This is a genomic window from Xanthobacter sediminis (genome assembly GCF_043195015.1).
In the GTDB taxonomy this organism is placed as follows: domain Bacteria; phylum Pseudomonadota; class Alphaproteobacteria; order Rhizobiales; family Xanthobacteraceae; genus Xanthobacter.
Window position 1 is genome coordinate 42151 of record NZ_JBAFWH010000017.1, and the last position, 22946, is coordinate 65096.

The 22946-nt window shown below is 62.5% G+C and carries 14 protein-coding genes, 1 tRNA gene, 1 pseudogene and 1 other annotated feature; of the genes and pseudogenes, 13 read left to right on the plus strand and 3 right to left on the minus strand.

Features of this window, described 5'->3' with window-relative positions:
* Positions 1-2: 2 nt before the first annotated feature.
* From V5F61_RS17980 to V5F61_RS17990, 3 genes are all read left to right on the plus strand, one after another.
* Entirely contained in the window at positions 3-2990 is a 2988-nt protein-coding gene (locus V5F61_RS17980; RefSeq protein ID WP_393990084.1) for a type III restriction-modification system endonuclease, read from the plus strand.
* 224 nt (positions 2991-3214) lie between these two features.
* On the plus strand, positions 3215-3826 hold the full coding sequence (locus V5F61_RS17985; protein ID WP_393990085.1) for a type IV toxin-antitoxin system AbiEi family antitoxin domain-containing protein: 612 nt from the start codon (positions 3215-3217) through the stop codon (positions 3824-3826).
* Entirely contained in the window at positions 3816-4727 is a 912-nt protein-coding gene (locus tag V5F61_RS17990; RefSeq protein WP_393990086.1) for a nucleotidyl transferase AbiEii/AbiGii toxin family protein, read from the plus strand. Before V5F61_RS17985 ends, V5F61_RS17990 begins: the two co-directional genes overlap by 11 nt.
* Positions 4728-4980: 253 nt before the next feature.
* Here V5F61_RS17990 and V5F61_RS17995 read toward each other — a convergent pair.
* A pseudogene (locus V5F61_RS17995) lies at positions 4981-5700 on the minus strand (IS3 family transposase); the annotation flags it as partial.
* Positions 5300-5416: a sequence feature (AL1L pseudoknot), on the minus strand. Its footprint overlaps the pseudogene before it by 117 nt.
* A 586-nt stretch (positions 5701-6286) precedes the next feature.
* Between V5F61_RS17995 and recA the strand changes: the two are divergent.
* The 4 genes from recA to V5F61_RS18015 all read left to right on the plus strand — a co-directional run bounded on the left by recA (position 6287) and on the right by V5F61_RS18015 (position 13493).
* The gene (gene recA, locus V5F61_RS18000) at positions 6287-7375 is read left to right on the plus strand and encodes a recombinase RecA (protein ID WP_393990087.1); all 1089 of its coding nucleotides are present in this window, start codon (positions 6287-6289) and stop codon (positions 7373-7375) included.
* A 196-nt stretch (positions 7376-7571) separates the two neighbouring features.
* On the plus strand, positions 7572-10229 hold the full coding sequence (gene alaS / locus V5F61_RS18005) for an alanine--tRNA ligase (protein ID WP_393990088.1): 2658 nt from the start codon (positions 7572-7574) through the stop codon (positions 10227-10229).
* Between the two features lie 281 nt (positions 10230-10510).
* Positions 10511-12229: a cation:proton antiporter domain-containing protein gene (locus V5F61_RS18010; protein WP_393990089.1), complete on the plus strand. Its 1719-nt coding sequence runs from the start codon at positions 10511-10513 to the stop codon at positions 12227-12229.
* A 64-nt stretch (positions 12230-12293) separates the two neighbouring features.
* Complete coding sequence (locus V5F61_RS18015; protein WP_393990090.1) at positions 12294-13493, plus strand: cyclic nucleotide-gated ion channel; 1200 nt, start codon at positions 12294-12296, stop codon at positions 13491-13493.
* 77 nt (positions 13494-13570) lie between these two features.
* Here the strand turns inward: V5F61_RS18015 and V5F61_RS18020 are convergent, their stop codons facing one another.
* Positions 13571-14785: an NADP-dependent isocitrate dehydrogenase gene (locus tag V5F61_RS18020; protein ID WP_393990091.1), complete on the minus strand. Its 1215-nt coding sequence runs from the start codon at positions 14783-14785 to the stop codon at positions 13571-13573.
* Between the two features lie 257 nt (positions 14786-15042).
* On the opposite strand from V5F61_RS18020, the gene V5F61_RS18025 reads away from it, so the two are divergent.
* Both V5F61_RS18025 and V5F61_RS18030 read left to right on the plus strand, forming a co-directional pair.
* Positions 15043-15900, plus strand: a complete 858-nt coding sequence (locus tag V5F61_RS18025) for an RNA methyltransferase (protein ID WP_393990092.1) — start codon at positions 15043-15045, stop codon at positions 15898-15900.
* A 405-nt stretch (positions 15901-16305) separates the two neighbouring features.
* Positions 16306-16382, plus strand: a tRNA-Met gene (locus V5F61_RS18030).
* Here V5F61_RS18030 and V5F61_RS18035 read toward each other — a convergent pair.
* Positions 16339-18096: a recombinase family protein gene (locus V5F61_RS18035; protein ID WP_393990099.1), complete on the minus strand. Its 1758-nt coding sequence runs from the start codon at positions 18094-18096 to the stop codon at positions 16339-16341. The genes V5F61_RS18030 and V5F61_RS18035 overlap by 44 nt on opposite strands.
* Before the next feature lie 549 nt (positions 18097-18645).
* Here V5F61_RS18035 and V5F61_RS18040 point away from each other — a divergent pair.
* The 4 genes from V5F61_RS18040 to V5F61_RS18055 are packed head-to-tail and all read left to right on the plus strand — an operon-like array spanning position 18646 to position 22814.
* Positions 18646-18948, plus strand: coding sequence for a hypothetical protein (locus V5F61_RS18040; RefSeq protein ID WP_393990093.1), 303 nt, complete (start codon positions 18646-18648; stop codon positions 18946-18948).
* Positions 18945-19388, plus strand: a complete 444-nt coding sequence (locus V5F61_RS18045) for a type II toxin-antitoxin system VapC family toxin (RefSeq protein ID WP_393990094.1) — start codon at positions 18945-18947, stop codon at positions 19386-19388. Before V5F61_RS18040 ends, V5F61_RS18045 begins: the two co-directional genes overlap by 4 nt.
* Positions 19385-20782 (plus strand): SIR2 family protein, encoded by a 1398-nt coding sequence (locus tag V5F61_RS18050; RefSeq protein ID WP_393990095.1) that lies wholly within the window; start codon positions 19385-19387, stop codon positions 20780-20782. Before V5F61_RS18045 ends, V5F61_RS18050 begins: the two co-directional genes overlap by 4 nt.
* A 1-nt stretch (position 20783) precedes the next feature.
* Entirely contained in the window at positions 20784-22814 is a 2031-nt protein-coding gene (locus V5F61_RS18055; RefSeq protein WP_393990096.1) for an ATP-binding protein, read from the plus strand.
* The last annotated feature ends 132 nt before the right edge of the window (positions 22815-22946 follow it).

Genomic DNA, 22946 nt, shown 5'->3' on the forward strand with positions numbered 1-22946 from the left:
CGATGAAGCTTCATTTCGAACCCGATCTCGACTACCAGAAACGTGCAATCGAGGCCGTCGCGGACCTGTTCCGTGGGCAGGAGATCAACCGCACCGAGTTCACGGTCACCCGGCAGGAGGCGGGGGGGCTTCAGGGTGAACTCGGGCTGGTCGAAAGCGAACTCGGTATCGGCAATCGGCTCACGCTTCTGGATGACGAGATCATCACCAATCTGAAGGATATCCAGCTCCGCAACGGCTTGGCGCCGTCCTCCGCGCTGACCTCCGGCGATTTCACGGTGGAAATGGAGACGGGCACGGGCAAGACCTATGTCTATCTCCGCACCATTTTCGAGCTGAACAAGCTCTACGGCTTCACCAAATTCGTCATCGTCGTGCCGTCGGTCGCGATCAAGGAGGGCGTCTACAAGACGCTCCAGATCACCGAGGAGCATTTCAAGGGTCTCTATTCGGGGCAGCCCTTCGACTATTTCCTCTACGATTCCGCCAAGCTCGGACAGGTGCGCAATTTCGCAACCAGCCCCAACATCCAGATCATGGTGGTGACGGTTGGCGCCATCAACAAGAAGGATGTGAACAACCTCTACAAGGACAGCGAGAAGACGGGCGGCGAACGGCCGATCGACCTCATCCGCGCGACGCGGCCGATCCTGATCGTGGACGAACCGCAGAGCGTCGACGGCGGCCTTTCCGGTGCGGGCAAGAACGCCCTCGGCGAGATGAATCCGCTATGCACGCTGCGCTATTCGGCGACCCACGTCGACAAACATCACATGGTGTTCCGCCTCGACGCGGTCGACGCCTATGAGCGCAAGCTGGTCAAGCAGATCGAGGTCGCCTCGCTCGAAGTGGAGGGCGGCCACAACAAGGCCTACGTCCGCTTCGTCTCCGCTAGCAACGCCAAGGGGACCATCACCGCGCGCGTCGAAATCGACGTGCTCGACGGCAAGCAAGTGCGTCGCCAGGAGGTGACGGTTCAGGATGGCGACGATCTGGAGGAACTGACCAAGCGTGCGATCTATGCCGATTGCCGCATCGGGGAAATCCGCGCCGGACGCGACAGTCAGCTCCTGGAGGTGAAGCTGCCGGGCAGCGAGGAGTTTCTTCAGCCTGGCCAAGCCGTCGGCGATGTCGATGCCGACGCGCTGAAGCGCCTGATGATCCGGCGTACCATCCACGAGCATCTGGAAAAGGAAAAGCGGTTGGCGCCGCTCGGCATCAAGGTGCTGAGCCTGTTCTTCATCGACGCGGTAGAGCACTACCGGTCCTACGACGCCGATGGAAATCCCGTGAAGGGCAAATACGCCCGCATCTTCGAGGAAGAGTATCGCCGCGCGGCGAAGCTTCCCGACTTCGTCAGCCTGTTCAAGGAGGTCGACGTTACGTCGGAAGCCGAAGAAGTGCATGACGGCTATTTCTCGATCGACAAGTCGCGGCGCTGGACCGACACGGCCGACAACAATCAGGCGGGGCGCGACAATGCCGAGCGCGCCTATAACCTGATCATGAAGGACAAGGAGAAGCTGCTCAGCTTCGATACGAAGCTGAAGTTCATCTTCTCGCACTCCGCCCTGAAAGAGGGCTGGGACAATCCCAACGTCTTCCAGATTTGCGCGCTCCGCGAGATTGGCACCGAACGCGAGCGGCGGCAGACCATCGGCCGAGGTCTCAGGCTTTGTGTGAATCAGAGTGGCGAACGCCTGCGCGGCTTCGACATCAACACTCTGACGGTCATCGCCACCGAGAGCTATGAGGACTTCGCCGAGAACCTGCAGAAGGAAATCGAGAAGGACACCGGCATCAAGTTCGGCATCGTCGAGAAGCACCAGTTCGCGACAATCCCCGTGGTCAACCCGGACGGCTCGACCGGAATGCTGGGTTTCGAGGAATCCGCCGCCATCTTCGATCACCTGAAGGCCGAGGGCTTCGTCGATACCAAGGGCAAGGTGCAGGACACGCTGCGCACCGCCCTGAAGGACGGAACCCTCGCGTTGCCGACGGCGCTCGCCGCCCATCTCGGCGCGGTTCGTGACGTGCTGAAGAAGGTCGCCGGGAAGCTCGACATCAAGAATGCCGACGAGCGTGTCACCGTCAAGACACGGCAGGCCATTCTCGAAAGCGCCGAGTTCCAGGCGCTCTGGGATCGCATCAAGCATAAGACGACCTATCGCGTTCACTTCGACAACGAGAAGCTGATCACCGATTGCGCCAAGGCCATCGCCAACGGCCCGCCCGTCTCCAAGGCCCGCGTGCGGGTCAGGAAGGCCGACCTTTCCATCGGTCAAGGTGGTGTTGAGGCCAAGGAGCACGACAAGAACAGCGGAACGATCATCACGATCGAGGAAGGCGACATCGTCCTGCCCGATGTGCTGACCGATCTTCAGGACCGGACCCAGCTCACTCGCAAGAGCCTCGTCCGCATTCTCACCGCGTGTGGCCGCTTGACCGACTTCAAGCGCAATCCGCAAGCGTTCATCGAGATCGCCGGCGAGGTCATCAACCGGACCAAGCGTTTGGCCATTGTCGACGGCATCAAATATCAGCGGATCGGCGACGAGCACTATTACGCGCAGGAGCTTTTCGCTCAGGAGGAACTGACCGGATATTTGCGCAACATGCTCAAGGACGCGCAGAAGTCGGTCTTCGAGCACGTCGTCTATGATTCCGGAGGTGTCGAGCGGACATTCGCTGAGCAGCTCGAAAAGAACGAGGCTGTGAAGATCTATGCCAAGCTGCCCGGGTGGTTCAAAGTGCCGACGCCGCTCGGTACCTACAATCCCGATTGGGCGGTTCTGGTCGAAGTCAGTGGCGAAGAGCGTCTCTATTTCGTCGTAGAGACCAAAGGCAGCCTCTTCGTCGATGACCTGCGCGACATCGAAGCCGGCAAAATCGCGTGCGGCGAGGCGCACTTCAGCGCGCTCGCCTCTGGCCCAAACCCGGCTCGCTACATCAAGGCGAGGACAGTCGACGACCTGATGGATCACACGTAAGGCGGTATCGTTCGTGAGGGCTGCCGCGCGTCAATTGCCATTGCCCCTGGAGAGCGGCGAACATACGCCGGTACCAGGGGCAAGTCAGAGCCTGCATTTTGGCGGCGCCGGCGCGGAGGCGGCCACTTCGAGGAGCAATCGCATCGGATTGCCGTTTCCTGAGAATGTGATAAAACCTCTGCTGTATTCTGAATCTGCCGAGGAAATATCACATCGCTACGGCCATGGATTCTCAACGCGCTCAAGCGCTCAAGCTGCTGAAAACGTGCCCGATGATGCGGCTGAAGGACTTTGCCGCCCACGGCATCGGCCCGGAAACGCTGGCGCGTCTTGTCCGGGACGGGGCGGTCGTCCGCCCCGCGCGTGGTCTTTATCAGCTCGCGGATAGCTCGGGCGATGCCGCCCGCGTCCTTGCCGAAGCGTCGGCACTCGTTCCCAAAGGCGTCATCTGCCTGACCTCAGCGCTGCAATTCCATGAGCTGACCCTGCAAATGCCGTCGGCCGTTTGGATGGCCATCGATCGCACCGCTTGGCGTCCCAAGATCGACTATCCGCCCATTCGCTTCGTGCGCTTTACGGGTCCCTCGCTGGCGGAAGGTGTCGAGCGGCATTCCATTGATGGTGTCGAGGTGGCGATCACAAACCCAGCGCGGACGATCGTTGATTGCTTTCGTTATCGGGCGAAGGTCGGACTGGATGTCGCCCTGGAAGGTCTGCGTGAGGGACTTCGACGGCGGAAAGTCACGAGCGACCAGCTCTGGACCTATGGGACGAAGGGCAAGGTCTGGACGACCATGAAACCCTATGTGGAGGCGATGGTGTCCGATGGCGCGTGAACCCAGGAAAAACGTCGGTGCTTCCGTCCGGGCTCGCCTGCTCGACCGGTCTCGCGTCGAACGCACGGACTTTCAGATTCTGCTAACGCGCTATGCGCTGGAACGGCTTCTTTACCGGCTGAGCCAATCACCCCATCGCGACCGCTTCGTTCTGAAAGGGGCGATGCTGTTCGTGACCTGGGTGGAAGACCCGTTCCGGCCGACACGCGATCTCGATTTCCTCGGCTATGGCGAGAACAGCCCTGAGGCGATCGGCGGGGTCTTTCGCGAGATCTGCGGGCAACCGGTCGATGATGATGGTGTGGAGTTCGATATCGTCGCGATCACGGCTGTTCCGATCCGGGAAGACGTTGAATACGGTGGCATTCGTGTGCGCACCTCCGCGACGATCGCCGGTGCCCGCGTTCCGATCCAGGTCGACATCGGTTTCGGTGATGCCGTCACGCCGGGACCCGTCGAGATCGTGTATCCGCCACTGCTCGACGCGCCAGCACCCCGCCTGCGCGCTTATCCGGTGACGACGGTGGTTGCCGAGAAATTCCAGGCGCTCGTCCAACTCGGTATCGCGAACAGCCGGCTGAAGGATTTCTACGATCTCTGGTTGATCGCGCAGACGTTCGAATTTGATCGGGCATCGCTTGCAGAGGCCGTTCGCCAGACCTTTGCGCGACGCGAGACCATGCTTCCAACCGAGAAGCCGATCGGTCTGAGCGATGCTTACGCCGATGCCTGGGGGCGGCAGTGGAAGGCCTTCCTGGGGCGAGAGCGAATGGCCTCGGCGCCGACGGAGCTGGCTGCCGTGGTGTCCGACCTCGCCGGATTTCTGCTTCCCCTGATCGAGCCTACTGAAAGAGATGAGCATTGGAAGCCCGGCGAGGGCTGGAGTGCATCGAATGCGTAGCCTGCAGAACAGCGAGGAACGCGCACACGGCATCGTTATCTATCGCAGTCAATCGCGAGCTTTTGCGATCGGCTCTAGCTATTTCTCTCGCGCTTTGTATATAATGCAAACGTACAGATTGATGCCGCGCACCGCGCCACATTTATTGTGGAAAATCAATTGCGTATGAATCTGACGGTATATCTGACGGTAAATGTCGATTTTTCAGTTTTACACTCTCTGAAAATTCAAATACTTACCTCTCCGGTTAATCATCGAGTGGGCATGGCGCCGCCTTGTCCCGCATCGTGGTGCGGACCGGCTTGCCGCGGATCACGCCGGCGAGGCCCATGCCCTGCATCAGCCGCTCGATGGTACAGCGGGCGACATCGAACCCCTCCCGCACCATCTGCCGCCAGACCTTGCGTACCCCGTACACCTCGAAGTTCTCGGCGAACACGCGCTCGATCTGGGGCCGCAAGGCCGCGTCCCGCCGCACCCGTGCCGAGCACTTCGAGGGATCAAGCCGCCGGGCGACATGCGCATGATAGGTCGCATAGGATCGCGGGACGCGATCCGTTCCGGATCGCGATGGGGGCGATCGGCAGGACCTTGCAGATCGGCTCGACCCCATACGCACCGCGATGATCGTCGATGAACGCGATCATGTCTTCGACCGGCGGTCGAGCTCCGCCAGGGCGAAATACGCCGACGCCTTGCGCAGGATCTCGTTTGCCTGCCGCAGCTCCCGGTTCTCGCGCTCAAGCGCCTTCAGCTTCGCGGCCATGTCCGTCGACACGCCGGCTCGCTTGCCGGCATCCACCTCGGCCTTCTTCACCCACTCGTTCAGCGAGTGCCCCGAGCAGCCGATCTTCGCCGAGATCGACAGGATCGCCTGCCAGCGGGACGGATACTCATGCGCGTGATCCAGCACCAGCCGCACCGCCCGCTCCCGCACCTCGGGGGAGAATTTGTTCGTCGTCTTGCCCGTCATGGCTCCACCTTCTCAGGAGTTGGAGCCTCCGGCAAACCCGGGGCGGTTCAGCTTTCTTACTGGCCCGGATGCCCCCGATGTGCCGGGAGATGCCTTTCTCACTCTCGGATGGAGAATGGCCGTCGCGACCGCGCAAGCTTATGACGCGGCCCGTAAGCACCTGATTGCGCTTAAAAAAATCCTCTCCTCGTTGCCGTTTGGAAAACGAGATCATTCCAGCAAGATATGACGTGTTCGCCAATCTGTTCGCCAATCAGCGCTGGCAATCACCTGTCTAGCCTGATCAGTTCGCCAAAAACAATTGTGATATCAATGGCTTCCATATCTATCAGTCGATTCTCGCCTCTCGGGTTCGCCAATTAGTCGATTGGCACCCGTCATTTTACCGCGTTTCCAATGGCTTGCACGGAATTGAGCGACAGATAATTACGGGAAGCCGCCCGCGCTGGATCGACAAAAAGCGATCGCGCTTCCACCACCAGCGCGACGCGGCCGAGACCCCATGCAGAACATATTGCGAACATCGAACAAAACATGTACGAGTGAAGCCACTCATTTCCCCTTGCGCCAGCATTGGAGCGCGGCGATGACTCAGGCGACACTCCGACTCGTCGAAGGTTCTTCCATGGACAAGACCAAAGCTCTGGATGCCGCGCTTTCCCAGATCGAACGCCACTTCGGCAAAGGCTCGATCATGCGCCTCGGCAAGGGCGGCAAGGCGCTGGAAATCGAGAGCATTCCCTCCGGGTCCCTGGGTCTCGATATCGCCCTGGGCATCGGTGGGCTGCCCAAGGGCCGCATCGTCGAGATCTTCGGGCCTGAATCCTCGGGCAAGACCACGCTCGCGCTGCATGTGATCGCCGAATCGCAGAAGCGCGGCGGTACCTGCGCCTTCATCGATGCCGAGCATGCGCTCGACCCCGTCTACGCCCGCAAGCTCGGCGTGAATCTCGATGACCTCCTGATTTCCCAGCCTGACGCAGGTGAGCAGGCCCTTGAGATCGCCGACACGCTGGTCCGGTCCGGGGCCATCGACGTGCTGGTGGTGGATTCGGTCGCCGCCCTCACGCCCCGCGCGGAGCTGGAGGGCGAGATGGGCGACAACCAGCCGGGCATGCAGGCGCGCCTCATGAGCCAGGCGCTGCGCAAGCTCACGGCGTCCATCTCCAAGTCCAACACCATGGTGATCTTCATCAATCAGATTCGGATGAAGATCGGCGTGATGTACGGCTCGCCGGAAACCACGACGGGCGGCAACGCGCTGAAGTTCTACGCTTCGGTGCGCCTCGACATCCGCCGCTTCGGCTCCATCAAGGAGCGCGATGAGATGGTGGGCAACCAGACCCGTGTGAAGGTGGTGAAGAACAAGCTGGCGCCACCCTTCAAGCAGGTCGAGTTCGACATCATGTACGGCGAGGGTATCTCCAAGATGGGAGAGCTTCTCGACCTCGGCGTGCGCGCCGGCGTGGTGGAAAAGTCCGGTGCGTGGTTCTCCTACGACAGCCAGCGGCTGGGCCAGGGCCGGGAAAACGCCAAGACCTTCCTGCGGCAGAATGCGGAGGTGGCCGGACGCATCGAGGCCGCCATCCGCCAGAATGCCGGCCTGATCGCCGAAAAGATCCTCGCCGGCGAGCCGGAGGAGGATGCCGACGGACAGGAGCCGACGGAGGGCTGACGCCACCGCGGTCTTCCGCAAACGGCATGCGTTTCTGGACAAGCGCCGGCCCCATCGGTAAACGAAACCGGTTCCGGTTCGCCGTTCAGGTCCATCCAGGGCGGCCACGGAACCGGGCTGCCGTTGGCGGTACGTCCGAGGTGATCATCGCCGGCTGCGTCTTGCGCGTCCGGCTCTTAAGGGTAGTGGCCGGCACATGAGCGGCGTCAACGAGATCCGGTCGACTTTCATCGACTACTTCGTCAAGCACGGGCACGAGGCTGTTCCCTCATCCCCGCTGGTGCCGCAAAACGACCCCACCCTGATGTTCACCAACGCAGGGATGGTGCAGTTCAAGAATGTCTTCACCGGCATGGAGAAGCGCGCCTACTCGCGTGCCGTCACCGCACAGAAGTGTGTGCGTGCTGGCGGCAAGCACAACGATCTCGACAACGTCGGCTATACGGCGCGGCATCACACATTCTTCGAGATGCTGGGCAATTTCTCGTTCGGCGACTATTTCAAGGACCGCGCGATCGAGCTCGCCTGGAATCTCGTCACCGGGACCTTCGACCTGCCGAAGGAGCGCCTGCTCGTCACCGTCTATAACGAAGACGAGGAAGCCTTCAATCTGTGGAAGAAGATCGCCGGGCTGCCCGACGAGAAGATCATCCGCATCTCTACCTCCGACAATTTCTGGTCCATGGGCGATACCGGCCCGTGCGGACCATGCTCCGAGATCTTCTTCGACCACGGGGGCCACATCCCCGGTGGCCCTCCCGGCTCTCCGGACGAGGATGGCGACCGCTTCATTGAGATTTGGAATCTCGTGTTCATGCAGTACGAGCAGCTTCCAGGCGGGGAACGCCTGGTGCTGCCGCGTCCGTCCATCGATACCGGCATGGGGCTTGAGCGCATCTCGGCGGTGCTCCAGGGCACCCACGACAATTACGAAACCGACCTCATGCGCGCCCTTATCGGCGAGGTCGCGGAACTCACGAACGTCGATCCCGACGGCCCCCAGAAGGCCAGCCATCGCGTCATCGCCGACCATCTGCGTGCCTCGGTCTTTCTCACCGCGGATGGTGTGCTGCCTTCCAACGAAGGACGAGGCTATGTGCTGCGCCGCATCATGCGGCGCGCCATGCGCCACGCGCAGCTCCTCGGCGCGCGCGAGCCGCTGATGCACCGCCTGGTGCCGGCGCTGGTGCGGGAGATGGGGCGTGCCTACCCGGAGATCGTCCGCGCGGATGCGCTCGCGAGCGAGACCCTGCTCCTGGAAGAGACCCGTTTCCGCCGGACACTGGAGCGCGGCTTGGCCATCCTCGAAGAGGAGACTTCCGGCCTCACCACCGGTGCGAGCTTCTCGGGAGAAGTGGCGTTCAAACTTTACGACACCTATGGCTTCCCCCTCGACCTCACGCAGGATGCCCTGCGGGCGCGGGGCATTTCGGTGGATCTCCCGGCGTTCGATGTGGCGATGGCGCGACAGAAGGCCGAGGCCCGCGCCAATTGGGCCGGGTCTGGCGAGGCGGCCACTGATGCCGTCTGGTTCCAGATCCGCGACAAGGTGGGTGCCACCGAGTTCCTCGGCTACGAGACTGAGAAGGCCGAAGGCGCGATTGTCGCCGTGTTGAAGGACGGCGCTGAGGTCGCGAGCCTGCCGACCGGCGCCCGTGGCTTCGTCGTGCTGAACCAGACCCCTTTCTATGCCGAGTCCGGCGGCCAGCAAGGCGACACCGGAAGCTGGAGCGGGGAAGGCGGCGTTTCGGCGCGTGTCGTTTCCACGCAGAAGAAGCTCGGTGACCTGTTCGTGCACGAGGTGGAGGTCACCGGCGGCGAGCTGAAGGTTGGAACTGCGGTGGTGCTGGAGGTGGATCACGCTCGCCGCTCCGCGCTCCGCGCCAACCATTCTGCTACCCACCTCCTGCATGAAGCGCTGCGTCGCGTGCTCGGCGACCATGTCGCGCAGAAGGGCTCTCTGGTGGCTCCCGATCGCCTGCGATTTGATTTCTCGCACCCCAAGCCGCTGACCTCGCAGGAGATTGCGCAGGTTGAGGACATCGCCAACCGCTTCGTGCTGCGCAACGAGCCCGTGGAGACGCGTGTCATGGCGGTGGATGACGCCATAGCCTCCGGTGCGCGGGCTCTGTTCGGCGAAAAATACGGCGATGAGGTGCGCGTCGTGTCCATGGGCACGGACGACGGCAACGGAGCACCTTATTCCATTGAACTGTGCGGTGGCACGCACGTGCGCCGGACCGGGGACATCGGCCTTGTCTCCGTGCTTGCCGAGAGTGCGGTTGCTTCCGGCGTCCGCCGCCTGGAGGCGCTCACCGCCGACGCGGCGCGCCATCATCTCAATGCAGCCGATGCCGCCCTCCAGGGCGCCGCGGCGATCCTCAAGGCCCCCGTCGCCGAGGTCGAGACACGCCTTGCGGTCCTCGTGGAAGAGCGGCGCAAGCTGGAACGGGAGCTGGCGGAAGTCCGCAAGAAGCTCGCCATGTCCGGTGGCGGCGACGAAGAACGCGGCCCCCGCGTCATTGAGGTCAATGGCACGAAGTATCTCGCCATTGCCATTTCTGGCGCGGATCCGAAGGATCTCAAGGCCATCGCGGACGAAGGCAAGACCAAGATCGGCTCGGGTGTAGTTGCGGTGGCCAACAATGCGGCAGACGGCAAAGCCTCGCTCGTCGTCGGCGTCACCGCGGATCTCGTGGGGCGTTTCGATGCGGTGGCGCTGGTGCGTCGCGGTGCCGAGGCGCTGGGCGGGAAGGGCGGCGGCGGCCGGCCGGACATGGCCCAGGCCGGCGGGCCGGACGGTTCCAAGGCCGACGCCGCATTGGCCGCGATCGAATCGGCCCTCGCGGGTTGACCCTGGGCCGCGGGCGGGGCGCCGCTCGTGGCACCTCCTGCGGACGAGTGAAGCGCGGCAGAGGCCATAGCGCGCGACGCAGTTTCCCAGTTCCGCCACCGGCAAGGTAAAGGGCCTGGGGAACCGTGTATCCGTTGAGTTCGCTTCTCGTCGGACCGGCGGTCGAGACGTCGCCACGGTGCGCATGAGGCTTTGTCTTTTGAAAGAGTGCGCCGAGCGTCCGGTCATGTGCCCTATGGAGGCGCGAACTTCGGACGATGGCTGCGCGGGGAGAAGCGGCTGTGGGTGACGCCTTCCTCAAGGACGGGTTCGTCTATCTCCTGGCTGCCGGTATCTTGGTGCCCCTGTTCCACCGGGTGCGCATCGGTGCCGTGGTCGGCTTCATCATGGTGGGCGCCCTGCTCGGCCCCCATGGCTTGGGAAGCTGGGCGGCGGAACAACCCTGGCTGCGCTTCGTCACCATCACGGATCCAGAGCGCGCTGCGCCCTTCGGCGAGCTGGGCGTGATCTTTCTCCTGTTCCTGCTCGGGTTGGAATTTTCGGCAAGCCGGTTGTGGGCGCTGCGGCGCGAGGTGTTCGGCATCGGTGGCCTGCAGGTGCTGTTCTGCGGGGGCGCGCTGGCGTCGGCGGTCGGGCTGTCGGGCTTCGCGGAGCCCGATGTCGCGCTGGTCCTGGGTTTCGCCTTGGCGCTGTCCTCCACGGCGGTGGTCACGCAAATCCTCGTGGAGGAACATCGCTCCCTCGCTCCGCTGGGACAGCTGGTCATTGCGGTTCTGTTGTTTCAGGACCTGATGGTGGTTCCCATCCTGCTCGCCACTGAACTGATCGCCGGCGGCGGCAGCGTGCTGATCCTGGCGGCCACGGCGCTGGCGAAGGCGGTGGGGGCGGTGGCGCTGATCCTGGTGGCGGGGCGCTTCATCATGGCGCCGCTGGTGACCATGGCCGGCAGCACCCGATCGCGCGAGCTCATCATGGCCATCACGCTGGTGGTGGTGGTGGGCACGGCCGCATTCACCCGCGCCGCCGGACTTTCGGGCGCGCTCGGCGCCTTCCTCGCCGGCATGCTGCTTTCAGAAACCGCCTACCGCCACCAGATCGAAGTGGACCTTGAGCCTTTCAAGGGCCTGCTGATCGGCGTTTTCTTCGTCACCGTCGGCATGAGCGTGAATTTCCGCGCAGTGCTGCCCCACCTGCACCTGGTGCTGGCCGGAACGGTCGTGCTGCTCACGATCAAGACCGCGTTCAATTTCGCGGCGGCCCGCATGATGGGTGTGTCAAAGGCCGAGGCGGCCGAAGCGGCCATCCTGCTCGCGCAGACGGGCGAATTCGCGCTCGTGGTCCTGGGGCTGATGGTGGCGAAAGGCGTGCTCGGCAGCGCGGATGCCGGTCTCGTCATTGCTGCGGTCGGCCTCGGGCTGGCCGCAACACCTCTTCTTTCCGCCATCGGCCATCGGCTTGGCCTGCGGCTTGAGGTGAAGGCGCACGACCATCTCTCCACTCCCGGCAGCGAGACGCCGAGCGGGCATGTCATCATCGGCGGGTTCGGGCGCGTCGGCCGCATGGTGGCGGAGGCCCTGGAGCGGGAGAATGTTCCATTCGTCGGGGTGGACAGCAATCCCCGCCGCGTGGCGCAGGAGCGCGCGTCCGGCCGGCCCGTCTATTTCGGCGATGCCGGACGGGAGGAAATCCTGGAGCGGCTCGGCGCGGAAGGCGCCATCGCGTTCGTGCTCACGCTCGATTCGCCATCGGCGGCGGAGCGCATGGCCGAGGTGATCCATCGCCGCTGGGGGGGCATCCCCGTGCTCGCCCGCGCCAAGGATGCCGATCACGCCTGCCGCCTCGCCGGCCATGGCGTCTCCGGCGTCATCCCAGAGACCGTGGAGAGCAGCCTGCAGCTGGTGGCACGGCTCCTGGGCACCCTGGGCCTGCCGCCCGATGCGGTCGCCACGCGCACCGCCGAGGCGCGCGCGCGGGAAGCGGAGCGTTTCGGATGCCGATGATTCGCAGGCTCCTGCCCCATCGTCGGCCGCGTACCTCCCTCGCGCCAGCAGCAAGGTTCGCCCCATGACCTGGACGCAGGTGCGACAGCGTGCATTCGATGTTCTCGAGCGCGACATGCCCGGCGACCTGGCCGCCGATCTGCTCCACTATTTCCTCATTGTCATCGTGCTCCTCAGCGTGGGGGGCACGGTGCTCGCCACGGTCCCCTCCCTGGAGCTGCGCGACCAGGAATGGTTCTATTGGAGCGAGCTTGCGGCGCTCACCATCTTCGCGGCCGAATATGCGGTGCGCATATGGGTGGCACCGGAGCATCCGCTGCGTCGGCGCATGCCCGCCTGGCGCGCTCGCCTGAACTACCTCTGCACGCCGGCCGCCGTCATCGATCTGCTGGCCGTGGCGCCGGCGCTGGTGGCGGTGTTCGCGCCGCTCGATGTGCATGCCCTGCTGGTGCTGCGCCTGCTGCGTTTCCTCAAGCTGGCGCGCTATTCATCGGGCTTCAATGCCCTCTATCTCGCGGTGAAGCGCGAGCGCTACGCCCTGCTGGCATGCCTTGTCATTCTGAGCACCGGAGTGCTGCTGGCGGCAACCGCCATGTATCTGGCGGAGCGGACTGTGCAGCCGGACAAGTTCGGCTCCATTCCCGGCGCCATGTGGTGGGCCATCACCACCCTCACCACGGTGGGCTATGGCGATGTGGTGCCGGTGAGCACAGTCGGCCGCATGATCGGCGCCGTCACCATGGTGGGCGGCCTCATCATGCTGGCGCTGCCCATCGCCATCATCGCCAGCTCCTTCTCGGAGGTCATCTCGAAGCACAATTTCGTGGTGACCTTTTCCATGCTCTCGCGCCTGCCACCCTTCTCGGACCTCGATGCGCGGGTCCTGGGCGATCTCCTGCCCCTGTTCAATTCGCGCAGCTTCGATCGCGGACGACAGGTGGTGCGGCCAGGAGAGCGCGCGCGGCACATGTTCGTGGTGCTGGAAGGAGAACTGGAGGCAACCGACGCCAGCGGCTCCGTCCGTCTCGGTACCGGCGATGTGTTCGGCGTCACGCCGGGCGCCGATGGCACGTTTCCGGCAGTGCGCGCGCTGGCGAGGAGCAAGCTGCTCGCCATCGAGGAGGACGAGCTGCACATGCTCAACCTGCGCTACCCGGACATCGGCCGCCGCCTGACGGAAATCGCCGGACAGCCCACCGGAGGGGCCCATGCGACCCGCCGGCTGCGGTTTTCCCGCCCCCGCCCCCGCAAGCGGACAAGCTGAGGCGCGTAAAAGAAAACGCCGGCTCCCAGGAAGCCGGCGTTCGATCCCGCCGAAGCGGAACGCAGATCGAGAAAACCTCAGGCCGCGAGGGCCTTCTGAAGGTTCTCGGAGATCTTGTCCAGGAAGCCGGTGGTGGAGAGCCACTTCTGGTCAGCGCCCACCAGCAACGCGAGGTCCTTGGTCATGTAGCCGGACTCGACCGTGTCCACGCACACCTTTTCCAGGGTCTTGGAGAAGGCGGCCAGCTCCTCGTTGCCGTCCAGCTTGGCGCGGTGGGCGAGGCCACGGGTCCAGGCGAAGATGGAAGCGATGGAGTTGGTGGAGGTCTCCTTGCCCTTCTGGTGCTCGCGGTAGTGGCGGGTCACGGTGCCGTGGGCGGCTTCGGCCTCCACGGTCTTGCCATCGGGGGTCATGAGCACGGAGGTCATGAGGCCGAGAGAGCCGAAGCCCTGGGCCACGATGTCGGACTGCACGTCGCCGTCGTAGTTCTTGCAGGCCCACACATAGCCGCCCGACCACTTGAGGGCCGAAGCCACCATGTCGTCGATCAGGCGATGCTCGTAGGTGAGGCCGCGCTTGTCGAACTCTGCCTTGAACTCGGCCTCGTAGACCTCCTGGAAGATGTCCTTGAAGCGGCCGTCATAGGCCTTCAGGATGGTGTTCTTCGTGGAGAGGTAGACCGGATAGTTGCGCAGCAGGCCATAGTTCAGCGAGGCGCGGGCGAACTCACGGATGGATTCGTCCAGGTTGTACATGGCCAGCGCGACGCCGGCGCCGGGGAACTTGTAGACTTCCTTCTCGATCTTCGTGCCGTCCTCGCCCACGAAGGAGATGGTCAGCGTGCCCTTGCCCGGCACCTTGAAATCGGTGGCGCGGTACTGGTCGCCGAAGGCGTGACGGCCGACGACGATGGGCTGGGTCCAGCCGGGCACGAGCCGCGGCACGTTCTTGCAGATGATGGGCTCGCGGAAGATCACGCCGCCGAGGATATTGCGGATGGTGCCGTTCGGCGACTTCCACATCTCCTTCAGGTTGAACTCCTTCACCCGGGCCTCGTCCGGGGTGATGGTGGCGCACTTGACGCCGACGCCATGCTTCTTGATGGCGTTGGCCGCATCGATGGTCACCTGGTCGCTGGTGGCATCGCGGTTCTCGACGGACAGGTCGTAATACTCGAGGTCGATGTCGAGATACGGGTGGATCAGCTTGTCCTTGATGTACTGCCAGATGATCCGGGTCATCTCGTCGCCGTCGAGTTCGACGACCGGATTAGCCACCTTGATCTTCGCCATGTGGACGACCTTTCGGGGTGCTCTGCGCGTGGATGAATTCGTGTCAGAAGTCGCCTCGGGTAGCGGTCCACACACCGCGCGCGGGGCGCGGTTTGGGCCTGCCTGCCCCTCGGCAATCCTCCCAGCGCGCCGCTATAGCACCGGCGCGCCACCTAGTGAAAGCGCCAATGCCCCCGCCTTTGGCATGAATTGCATGACAATGTGTACAAGCTCGACGCAGAGGGCCGGGTGTGCGAGACAGCCGGCGGAGTGAGAAGATGCCAGGTTCAGGTACCGACAGCACGAAACCCTGGGTCGCCGGCGGGCCGGTGGTGATCCTCGTGGAGCCCCAGCTGGGGCAGAACATCGGCTCGGCGGCGCGCGCCATGGGCAATTTCGGCCTCTCGCGCCTGCGGATCGTGAACCCCCGCGAGGGCTGGCCGAACACGCAGGCCCGCGTCTTCAGCGCCGGGGCGGATCGCATCCTCGATACCGCCGAGCTCTATCCCGACCTGCGCACGGCCCTTTCTGGAATCAAGTACGCCTTCGCGGCAACCGCGCGCGAGCGGGGCATGGCGAAGCCGGTCGTCGGCGCCGACGGCGCCGCACAGGAGGCCAGCAGCCACCTCGCCGCCGGGGAAGACGTGGCCCTGGTATTCGGCCGCGAGCGCACCGGCCTCTACACGGAGGAGGTCTCGCTGTGCGACGCCATCCTCACCCTGCCGGTGAATCCCGCCTTCGCCTCTCTCAATCTCGCCACCTGCGTCGCCGTGGTGGGCTACGAGTGGTTCAAGGCCGCGAGCGCGGGCACCCTGCCCTTCTCGGCGCCGGACAAATCCCCCCTCGCCGACAAGCAGGACCTGTTCGCCTTCTTCGACCATCTGGAAGGCGCGCTGGATGATGCCGGCTTCTTCCGCTCGCCGGAGAAGCGCCCTTCCACCACGCGCAACATCCGCAACATCTTCCACCGCCTGGGCCTCACCCGACAGGACCTCGCCACCCTCCACGGCGCCGTCACCTCCCTGGTGGAGGGGCGCGCCGGCCGCGAGGCCCGCAAGGTGCTGAACAATGCCGCCGCAGCCGCGCGAAAGGCGGTGAAGGCCGGCGGGCGCGCGGACGACCCTCCTTCCGAGTAGCCTTTCAGCATCGCGGTTCGCAAGAAAGCGCCCTGTGCGGGAAAAGCCCGGCGACGCGCCGCCACCGTCGGCGCGCGAACGCTTTTACGTATCCCGATGGAGCAGCGCCCCTGAGCTCCCGCGCGCTGCCGCCGGCCATCCGGGTGGCGGCGCAGCGTCGTCCACAGGCCTGCGCATCCTCCCGGCTCCAGCCGGCCGGTCCGGCCAGAGACAGCCGGAACCCAACCCACATAAGGCTTTGCGAGGCCTTGCCTTTGTGGCTGGCGGCCACTCATCCACAGGCGGAGGGGGCAAGCATGGCTGCCATGACGTTTTTTTGGCAGCCGGCCCTTTCCTTTGCCGGGGGGGATTGCTACATACGCCTCACCGAACGACGGCGCTGCCGGCAAAACAGTTCGGACTTGACGCGGGGTGGAGCAGCCCGGTAGCTCGTCAGGCTCATAACCTGAAGGTCGCAGGTTCAAATCCTGCCCCCGCAACCACCGATTCTTGCGATACTTGCGACGGCGTCCCGGAAGGGGCGCCGTTCGCGTTTTGGGCCCCGTTTCGCAGCGATCGGGCGTTGCGCCTCCCCGCAACCACCGATGCTTGCGATAGCAAGCCATCTAAAACCCCGGCCTCCGAGAGGAAGTCGGGGTTTTTCTTGCCCGCGGCAAACCGGAGGATGGCTGCCAGGTCGCCGCGCAGCACGATCGCTAGTTCGGCACCGTCGGGAACGAGAGTCACCTGATCGACTAGCGTGCGGAAAACCTCGGCAGCCTCAGCCTTGCCGTCTTCGGCCTGAAGGCACTCGTAAAGGGTTGAGATTCGCTGGCGGTAAATCTGCGCCATATTCGGATGGAGGAGCGGCGGGGGCTCCTGTGCGTTCGCAAGCAAGTCAGAAAGCTCAGACTTACGGGTTTCCAGCACATCCATCTCTGCCTTCATCGATGGCTGATACATGCCATCCTTGATCGCGGTGATAATACCTCGAATCTGCTTCTCGACCTTGCCCAGCTCGCTCTGCCATGCGTCCTGATCGGTTCGGCGCTCGATCCGGAGCCGGTTCACCTCGCGCGTGAATTCCGCACAGAATTCCTTGAACAGCTCCGGCTCCATGAGGTGCGTGCTGAGCCCGTTCAGGATAGATGCCTCCAAGGCGTCGCGCCGGATGTTCAGCCGGTTATCGCATGTCCCCTTGTTGCGGGACGCGGCGCAGCCGAGCAGGTCTTTCGAGATCATCGTGTACCCGCCGCCGCAGCACCCGCACTTCACCAGCCCGGCGAAGAGATGCTTGGGGCGCCGACGATCGTTGAGGCTGTTCTCGCCTGGCGCCGATGGTTCGTAGGCAAGCGCTTGCTGACGCGCCTTCACCGCATCCCAAATCTCTTGATCGACAATGCGCAGGTCAGGAACGTCCTGGACCACCCATTCGGACTCGGGGTTCGGGCGGGATACTCGCTTGCCGGTATCGGGGTCCTTGAGATAGCGCAGCCGGTTCCAGACAAGGCGGCCGATGTAGAGCTCGTTGTTGAGAATGCCGACGCCGCGCTTCGGATTGCCGTGAATGGTCGATGGCCCCCATTCCGAACCCTGTGGCCCCGCTACGCCTTCCCGGTTCAGGTCGAAGGCGATGGTGCGCGAGGACTTGCCGGCCAGATAGTCCGAAAAGATGCGCCGGACCACGGCCGCTTCCGCCTCGTTGATCGTGCGATCCCCACGGATCGGCTCGCCGTTGCTCGCGAACTGCTTCACGACGTCATAGCCGAAACAAAGCCCACCGCCGGACTTGCCGTCTTCGACGCGGCCACGCAGCCCGCGGCGCGTCTTGTCCGCCAGATCTTTGAGGAAGAGGGCATTCATGGTGCCCTTCAGTCCAACGTGCAGATGCGTCACGTCGCCTTCCGAGAGCGTGACGATCCGCACGCCCGCGAAAGCCATCCGCTTGAAGAGACCGGCAATATCTTCCTGATCGCGGCTCAACCGGTCCATCGCTTCCGCCAGGACAACGGCGAACTTTCCGCGAGTCGCATCACCTATGAGTTCCTGGATGCCGGGACGAAGCAGGGACGCGCCGGAGATCGCGCGATCCGTATAGCTGTCGACGATCGTCCAGCCCTGCTTCTCGGCGTGGAGACGGCACAGCCGCAGTTGATCCTCAATCGAGGCGTCACGCTGATTGTCGGAAGAATAGCGGGCGTAGAGAGCAACCTTCATGACGCCTCCTCAGTCCGGGAGGTGGTCACGCTTCCGGCCTTCCGTCTCGGCCCGAACGAAGTCACGGGCGGCTTGCCGGGCCAACAGCCGCACCAGTTCGACAAGGCGCGGATCGGGCTTCGACGAGGGAGACTCAGCCGAACCCGTAGACGCCTTATCGGCGACCAAGCGAAGGTTCGTTGCTGTTGTTCCTCTCGGTCGGGCCACTGCCGCGTCCTTGTTGTTGCGCGGATTGCTCCGCATCGCAACAAAGAAAACAAATTCCCGTAAGCTGGCAAGAAAAAAACAATAGCGATATCAATGGCTTGTGTCGTATTCGAGCGATCATCCGCAAACCGTGGCGTGACCGGGCGCAGCCGCGCCAAAACAGGCGCACGAAAAACTTTTCCGTGATCGCCCGGCAAATCAGCCCGTTCCATGACCTTCACGACACAGGGCACCGCTCTTCTCGCTCTCATATCGCCGCCGTCGACTCCGCACCGAGATCATCGAACCTTGCGGAGTGTCCAGAAATCGGCTATATATCCAGATATACCATGGAGGCAGGCGATGAGCAATAGCGCACAGAAGAGGGCGATCGAGAACTATCGGTCTCGCTTGACGGAGCGGGGCATCGTCCGGTTCGAACTTCAAGCCCTCGAGACCGACAAGACCCTCATCCGAACGCTCGCAAGGAAGCTGACTGAGGAGGGGCCGGAGGCCGGGCAGCTTCGGCGCACGATGCAACAGGCCGTTTCTGGCGAGCCGCCCGAGCCCGGTGGCATCCTCTCCGCGTTGCGTCGCTCGCCGCTTGTCGGGGCCAATCTCGACCTGACGCGTCCGCATGAAGAAGGGCGAAAGGTCGATCTGTGACGCGCTATCTCCTCGACACCAATATTATCAGCAACGTCGTAAAGCAGGAACCGTCGAGTTCTTTATTGGCATGGATGGGGGCACAGAAAGACCAAGACCTTTTCATTGCCTCGCTCACTGTCGCCGAAATCCGCCGGGGCATTCTTGAAAAGCCGAAAGGCAAGAAGCGCGACAGCCTTGAAGCCTGGTTTACGGGTCCGGAAGGTCCGCAGGCGCTGTTTGGTGGCCGCGTCCTGCCGTTCGACGAAAAGGCCGCTCTGGTGTGGGCACGGTTGATGGCCAATGGCAAAGCGAAAGGCCGTTCGCGGAGTGCGCTTGACACGATCATTGCCGCCGTGGCCGAGGCCAACGCGTGCATCGTCGTGACCGACAATGAAAAAGACTTCTTCGATATCGAGATCGTCAACCCAATCAGGGACGGCGACGGAGGACCGAAATGACAGGACCAGCCGCAGCGCCGTTGGAATACCAGCTTATCGGTTTAACTGAGAGCGGCGATGTCGGCGATATCCTCTCGGCGCTTGATCAGAAGCAAGGCCGCATACGCCTGCAGGCGCTGATCGCAGAGTGGTTGCGGATGGAGAATCTAGTTGTCTTGACCGGGTCAGGGGCATCGGTCAGCTCTGGCGGCAAGACGATGGCAAATCTTGAAACCGCAGTCTTTGCCACCATCGAGGCGCTTGCCGATCTGCCAGATTCCATCAAACCAATAATTACCGCCCGCAAGACCAGTGTCGACTACGCGAATATGATGGACGAGCCGGTCATCGGCTTCGAGGGATGGCTGTCTTTCATCGCCAATGCACTTGTCGTCACCGAGTCGACCGATGCTCCGTTCACAGGAGTTATTTGGCCTGCCGCCCCGGCGCCGACAGTCCTTGAACTTCAATGGTTCGTCGATCGGCTTCGCATCGCGATCTTCGCAGAATGTGCGTTGTCGCTCAGGGATACAGGAGCGGCCACGGCCGCTGCCGAGATTGCGCCGCAACTTGCCTTTCTTTCGAAGCTTGTCGCCCGAGACAGCAATCTGGGTCGGACCCATCTCTTCACGCTGAACTACGACACGCTTTTCGAGCAAGCGCTTGAAATCCTCGGCATCCAATATTTCGATGGCTTCACCGGCCGGGCTGAGGCTCGCTTCGATCCGTCGGTCTACGGCCTCGACGTCTACTATCCTGGCGAGGTTGCGGAGGGCCGTGTTCGCCGGTTCGACAAGTTCCTGCACTTCTACAAGCTTCACGGCTCCATCCATTGGTTTGAGCAGGACGGCGAAATGCGTGCTCGGCATCCAAGCCTGGGACCGTTTCGCACATACGGAAGCCTCGGCCCAGCAGACAAGGCAGCGGCATTGTCGAAACTGGCTATGGAAACGCCATCGGTTGGCATCTTGCCCACCGCCAACAAGTTCGCCCAAACCCTGACAATGCCCTACGCGCATCTCTTTCGATCCTTTCAAGTGCGTCTCGGCATCCCACAAACCTTCCTCCTCATTCTCGGCTACGGATTCGGGGATGATCATGTCAGCCGCATCATAGAAAATGCTCTTATGAATCCGTCGCTGGTCATGCTGGTGGTTGAACCAAATCCAAACAGCCCCGTCATCGAGCGTATCCGGCGCTACAAGGATCTCGGCAAAAGAGCTTTCGTGCTGTGCCCCACAGATACAGCTTTCGCCGCTGCGGCTTTCAAACACGCGACGTTCGACGACTTCGCCAGATCGGTGATGCCAGACGTCCAATGGCTCGACGACTTCCTTCGACTGAGGCGCTTCGAGAAACAGATCGCATCTTCTTCAACGCCTGCACCAGATCCGAATCTGGACCCGGGAGTCTGATATGGACAACCCGCGTCTTGTTGGCCACATCGTTGCAGTTCAGGGGTTTCGCATCAAAGTCGAGCTTCTGCCCGAGACTCGATCGGCGCTTCGGGCAACACTGGACGGGGTTCAAGTAGCGATCGCCATCAATGCCTATCTGACATTTTCGCTCGGAGCTGGCGAAACCGTCATCGGGATGATCACCGACCTAGAGGCTCGGGAAAGCTTCGATCCCACAAGCGGCGATGATCTCAGTCTCGAATTGATGAAGCCTAGAAGGATCGCGAGTGTGCAATTGCTCGGAACGATCGAGCGGATCGACAACGAGCCCTCGTTCAGTCCAGGCATTTCGGTGCTGCCCACCTTGGACACGCCCGCTGAGATTGGGTCACCTGACATCCTTCGCGCCGTCTTCGAGATACCGCCCCGCCGGAACCAGCCGGAAGGTTACGACGCGAAGGATTTCGATTGTGAGTTGAAGATCGGCCATCCCACAGGTCAGTCGAGCAATGTCGTCCGCGCCTCGTATAATGACCTATTCTCTCGGCCGTTGGCTATCGTTGGCAACACGGGCTCAGGAAAGTCCTATTCCGTGTCGAGCCTCATCCAAAAAGCGATGAAAGCGCTCGACGGCGCGGCCGAGGAACCACACGTTTTCATTCTCGACATTAACGGCGAATATGAAAAGGCATTTCCGTCGGGTAAAACAACGGCCCGCCAACCGGACCGGGTCTATCTGAACGGCGAGGAGTTTGGTGTTCCGCTGTGGTTCCTCAATGCCGAGGAAATCTGTGCCTGGCTGAGCGCGTCGGAGCAGACTCAGGAGCCGGTGCTTAAAGACTGGTGGGCGATCGCCAGGGGCGGCAGTGCAGATGATGCTGCCAACTTGAATTCCCTTCAGAATGCCATGAGCGCTCTGGATCAGCTTCTGAGCGAACTCACCCGCATCAAGAAGAAGGCAGCCGGCTCCTATTGTGATGCCGCTGTCGGGCATCTTGTAAACACCGGGATCAATACGACAGCCTTCGAAGCCCTGTTCACGCATCATCGAACGGCCAACGACTACAACACTGAGGTCATGAATAATCAGGCAGCGGTGGCGGCCGAAGCGGAGAAGCTGAAAGACGAAATCCGCGAGCAAATCGTTGGAGGCAGTGGTGTCGCCGAAGCGGGTGTCCGTACTGCGGATTCGCCACTTCCGATAGCGCGAGCAACATTGACCGATCCATCGCTGATCAACCGGGCGGCTTCCAAAGAGGATACGTTCCGGGTCGATGCGCACCTCACAACCCTGAAGCTTCGGCTCAAGACCAGGTTGGATGACAAGCGTTGGCGCGCATTCCTCAACTACGAGGAAGCGACTGTGGCGATCACCGACCTTTTGTCCTGGTTCGCGCGCTTCGGTCTCGGCAAGGCGACGGGTCCAAAGGTGTCGGTGCTTGACCTCTCCATGTTGAGCAACGAAGTCCTTCCCTACGCGTGCGCCGTCATCGGTCGCATCCTACTGGAAGCACGCGAACGCCTGCCAGCAGCGTCCCGATACAAACATCCTTGGGTGCTCGTTCTGGAAGAGGCACATAATTATGCCCGGCCGGGTCGTTCGGACGAGGACCGTGGTCATCGTCAAGCACGCTTGGCATACGAGCGTATTGCCAAAGAGGGACGGAAATTTGGTTTGTCACTGATCATCGCCAGTCAGCGACCCAGCGAAATAAGCCAGACGATCATCAGTCAATGCGCCAATTTCATCAGCCACCGGCTGCAAAACCCTGATGATATTGAACACTTTCGCCGCATCATTCCGATGCAAGCACGGCGCCTGCTCGACCAAGTGACGATATTGGCGTCCGGCGAAGCCATCGTTTTTGGCAGCGCCTTCCATATTCCGACACGCGTGCAGTTCGATCGACCCGATCCCGGGCCATATAGCCAAACGGCCGCGCCATTCCACGAGTGGTCGAAAGAAACGAAGCCCTTTCCTTTACAGCAGGTTATCGCTGCATGGGGAGCGGAAAAGGTCGACGAAGATTCCGCGGACGAGGATTTTTAATTTCGAATTCGGCGATTGGGGCCGTGAACCGATTCGATCATCCGTCGTTGCAGATCTATGCCGACATGGTGTCTGTCGATCGAAAACTGCGCCTCGCCGGATATGAGGTGTACCGCTTCGGTGCGAATGAGC